This is a genomic window from Blautia sp. CAG:237 (assembly GCF_000436615.1).
In the GTDB taxonomy this organism is placed as follows: domain Bacteria; phylum Bacillota; class Clostridia; order Lachnospirales; family Lachnospiraceae; genus Blautia_A; species Blautia_A intestinihominis.
Genome location: NZ_FR886758.1, coordinates 10,814 through 15,010, shown reverse-complemented (window position 1 = coordinate 15,010; position 4,197 = coordinate 10,814). Strand labels below are relative to the sequence as shown.

General features: G+C 45.7%; 4 protein-coding genes and 1 pseudogene. 4 read left to right on the top strand and 1 reads right to left on the bottom strand.

The features are described from left to right. A pseudogene (locus QZL69_RS10890) lies at positions 1 to 380 on the bottom strand (iron-containing alcohol dehydrogenase); the annotation flags it as partial. A 191-nt stretch (positions 381 to 571) separates the two neighbouring features. Between QZL69_RS10890 and QZL69_RS10885 the strand changes: the two are divergent. The 4 genes from QZL69_RS10885 to QZL69_RS10870 all read left to right on the top strand — a co-directional run. Next, a complete protein-coding gene (locus tag QZL69_RS10885) occupies positions 572 to 1,474 on the top strand; it encodes an NAD(P)/FAD-dependent oxidoreductase (protein WP_022215235.1) in 903 nt (300 codons plus the stop codon). Positions 1,475 to 1,526: 52 nt separating this feature from the next. Further along, positions 1,527 to 1,829, top strand: a complete 303-nt coding sequence (gene trxA, locus QZL69_RS10880) for a thioredoxin (protein ID WP_022215234.1) — start codon at positions 1,527 to 1,529, stop codon at positions 1,827 to 1,829. A gap of 24 nt (positions 1,830 to 1,853) precedes the next feature. Beyond that, positions 1,854 to 3,518 (top strand): B12-binding domain-containing radical SAM protein, encoded by a 1,665-nt coding sequence (locus tag QZL69_RS10875; protein WP_022215233.1) that lies wholly within the window; start codon positions 1,854 to 1,856, stop codon positions 3,516 to 3,518. A gap of 145 nt (positions 3,519 to 3,663) precedes the next feature. Beyond that, positions 3,664 to 4,197, top strand: a 534-nt coding sequence (locus QZL69_RS10870) for an AIR synthase-related protein (protein ID WP_291519400.1), incomplete at its 3' end; no start/stop codon positions are given.

Here is a 4,197-nt window from a genome sequence, read left to right as displayed (position 1 = left end):
TCTGTCTTGAGATAAAAATTCCAGACATCTGTCCATGGATTTGCAACGCCGTACCCGATCGCCTTGGCAGAGTCAATAACACTTCCACCGCCGACAGCGAGAATGAAATCTACGTTTTCTTTCTTACAGAGCTCGATACCTTCACGTACTTTGGAAAGACGCGGGTTCGGGACAACGCCGCCCAGGGTAACGAAATCAATGCCGGCATCAGTAAGACATCCGGAAACTTCGTCGATCAGCCCGGAAGCGACGGCACTCTTGCCTCCGTAATGGATCAGAACTTTGTGACAGTTCTCTTTCTTCAGAATATCACCGATCTGCAAATGAGAATCTTTACCAAAAATAACCTTTGTAGGGGCAAAATATTCAAAACTGCGCATAATAGTTACTCCTTATATACATTTAAAATAAATGACAAATTTAGAAACAACATAAATATAACATAATTGTAAAGAGAAATACACAAAAAAATTTTGGATTTTTCAATGCCCTGTCAGGAATGAAGCGAAAACATTCTGGACATTTCTTCTCTGGTGTAATATTATAAAATAACAAAAAGGCAGGTGATAAAATGGAAAATATAGTGATCATCGGTGCAGGTCCCGCCGGTATCTCAGCCGCTCTGTATGCTGCAAGGGGAAACATGAATCCGCTTGTCATCAACAACGGCATCGGAGCACTGGAAAAGGCGGAGAAGATCGAGAATTATTATGGACTGGAACAGCCGCTTTCCGGTAAGGAACTCTACGAGAGAGGGATATCTCAGGCGGAAGCCCTGGGAGTGCGTATCCTGGATGCAGAGGTCCTTGGGATCAGTGGTTTTGATACATTTACTGTCAAGACGACAGCAGGTGATTTTGACACAGTCAGCGTGATCCTGGCGACAGGAGGGAAGCGCAGTGCCCCGAAGATTCCGGGACTTAAGGAATTTGAAGGAAGAGGTGTCAGCTACTGCGCGGTCTGTGATGCCTTTTTTTACAGAGGAAAGGAAGTTGCCGTTGTCGGAAACGGTGAGTTCGCCCTTCATGAAGCAGAGGAACTTCGGAATGTCACGCAGGATGTGACCATCTATACGGATGGGAAGGAACCGGAATTTTCCAGAGAACATCCGATCGCAGTCAATACGATGAAGATCCAGGCGATCGAAGGCGATGACAAGGTTTCCGGACTTCTGATGCAGAGTGATACAGCTGCACAGGATGCGGAAGCACCAGAGAACTCTTTTTATCCTGCGGACGGTGTCTTTGTGGCACTCGGTACGGCAGGAAGCACAGAGATTGCCAGACAGATGGGAGCAGAGATCACCGATAAGGGAAATATCAAAACCGACGAAGAGATGGCGACAACGATTCCGGGACTTTTTGCCGCAGGAGACTGCACAGGCGGACTTCTCCAGGTTTCCAAGGCCGTTTACGAAGGCAGTATGGCAGCCATCAGCGCCGGCAAATATGTCCGGCACAAAAAGGTATCATAAATAAAAATCAAGAAACACTAATCGTGGATCGAAATATCAAGGAGGAAGCATTATGGCAAAAACAATTACAGCAGAGAATTTTGAGCAGGAAGTTCTTAAGTCAGAGAAACCGGTATTACTGGATTTCTGGGCAACATGGTGTGGACCGTGCATGCGTCAGGGACCGATCGTTGAGGAACTGGCAGAGGAAGGATACTGCGTAGGCAAGGTCGATGTTGACCAGCAGCCTGGTCTTGCACAGCAGTTCCGTATCATGAGCATCCCGACACTTCTGATCTTTAAGGATGGCAAGGAAGCAGAGCGTCTGGTTGGTCTGACTCCAAAAGCTGCGATCAAGGAACTTCTGGACAAATAAGGTCCGGGAAGGTTTATAAGATTTATGAAAATATTACTGGCAGCATGTAATGCGAAATATATTCATTCAAATCTTGCAGTATACGATCTCAGGGCATATGCATCCGCTTATCAGGAGCATATTCTCCTGGGAGAATATACGATCAATCAGACAAAAGACGAGATTTTGAAGGATATTTATTTAAGTGGAGCAGATGTAGTCTGCTTTTCCTGCTATATATGGAACATTTCTTTTGTCAGAGATCTGCTTGAGGATCTTCACAAGATCCTTCCAGATGTAAAATTCTGGACGGGAGGTCCGGAGGTTTCTTTCGATGCGGAAGCTTTTCTTCGGAGGACTCCGCAGGTGACCGGTGTCATGGTCGGTGAGGGCGAAAAGACGTTCCTCGAGCTTGTGCGTTATTATGTGGACGGTGTGGGAACTTTATCTGAGATTCCAGGGATTGCTTATCGTGAAGGCGAGGAGATCCATCACAATGGATGGAGAGAACTTACGGATCTAAGTGAGATTCCTTTTGTATATGAACATCTGGAGGACTTTGAGAACAAGATTATTTATTATGAGAGCAGCAGGGGATGTCCTTTTTCCTGCAGTTACTGTCTTTCTTCTATTGATAAGAAGCTCAGGTTCCGTGATCTTGACCTAGTCAAGAAAGAATTACAGTTTTTCCTGGATCACAGGGTGCCGCAGGTCAAGTTTGTGGACCGTACGTTTAACTGTAAGCACGAGCACGCAATGACGATCTGGAAATATATCCTGGAGCATGACAATGGGATCACGAATTTTCATTTTGAAGTTTCGGCAGACCTTCTCCGGGACGAAGAAATGCAGCTTATGAGCAGGATGCGTCCCGGACTTATCCAGCTTGAGATCGGTGTACAGTCCACAAATCCGGACACCATTCATGCGATCCACAGACATATGGATCTTGACAAATTGGAGAGATGTGTTGCGAAGGTGCACAGCTTTGGAAACATCCACCAGCACCTGGATCTGATCGCAGGACTTCCGTATGAGGATTATGATACTTTCCACCGTTCTTTTAATGATGTGTACAGGATGAAACCGGATCAGCTCCAGCTTGGTTTCCTCAAGGTGCTCAAGGGTTCCCTGATGGAAAAAGAAGCAGAGAAATACGGGATCATGCATAAAGAAAAAGAACCATACGAAGTGCTTTCTACTAACTGGCTGTCCTATAAGGAAGTCCTGAGACTTAAGATGGTAGAGAGTATGGTGGAAGTTTATTACAACAGCGGACAGTTTCAGAACACACTGGAATATCTGGTGCCGCAGTTTGCGGATGCGTTTATCTTTTATGAGAAGCTGGGAGCTTTTTATGAGAAAAAAGGCTACAGCGAGATCTCACATTCAAGGATGCGCCGTTATGAGATCCTGCTGGAATTTCTCCGTGAGGAAACAGATCTCGATGCGGATGTGGCAGCACAGCATATGCTCTATGATCTGTACTTAAGAGAAAAACTTAAGAAACGTCCTTCGTTTGCAGCAGATCAGAAACCGTATGAAAGCGCTGTATGGACTTACCGTAAGAAACATAAGATTTCAAAAACAGCACACATAGAAGCTTTCCCGGATGGGACAACAATTCTGTTCGATTATGAAAACAGAAATCCACTGTCCAATAATGCACACACAGAAACGATAGAGCTGGATTTGGACAACATAGAATGAGGTGATAGAAATGGGAATGTTTGATCCGAAAAAAAGAAAAATATTTGCTGCTGTGATCGCAGTCATTCTTGTCCTTGCAATGGTAGTTCCAAGTGTTCTCTCCATTCTTTTATAAGAGGTATAAGATGAAACGGAGGATGAACATATGAAACTGGGGCAGCAGGCAATGGAGGCACTTAAAAGTCAAATCGACGGTGCACTTGAGATCGGAGATGATCTGGTTGTTGCGGGCGTGATCGCAATTGAGGGAACACAGATCCTGATCGAGAAGGAGAAAGAAAAGCTTCTTGAATATTTTTCAGATGGATTTCTCTGGAATACCGTCCGTACACTGGAGAAGTGCAGAGTACCGGAGATGCTTTCTGGGCCTTTTAAGGATGAGATCCATGCCAGATATGATCTGGGAACAGGCGGTGTTTTGAGCGGTCTGTGGAAGATGACAGAGGCTTCCGGAACAGGACTTCGTGCAGACCTTCGTGCGATCCCGGTCCGCCAGGAAACAATAGAGATCTGTGAGAGACTGGATGTAAATCTGTACAAATTACTGTCAGATGGTGCTGTCCTTCTGGGGTGTACAGATGGGGCGAAAGTTGTACAGGAATGTCTTCATCAGCAGATCCCGGCGGCAGTGATCGGCAAGGCTGTTGAGGGGAATGACCGGCTTCTGTACAGCGGCGGG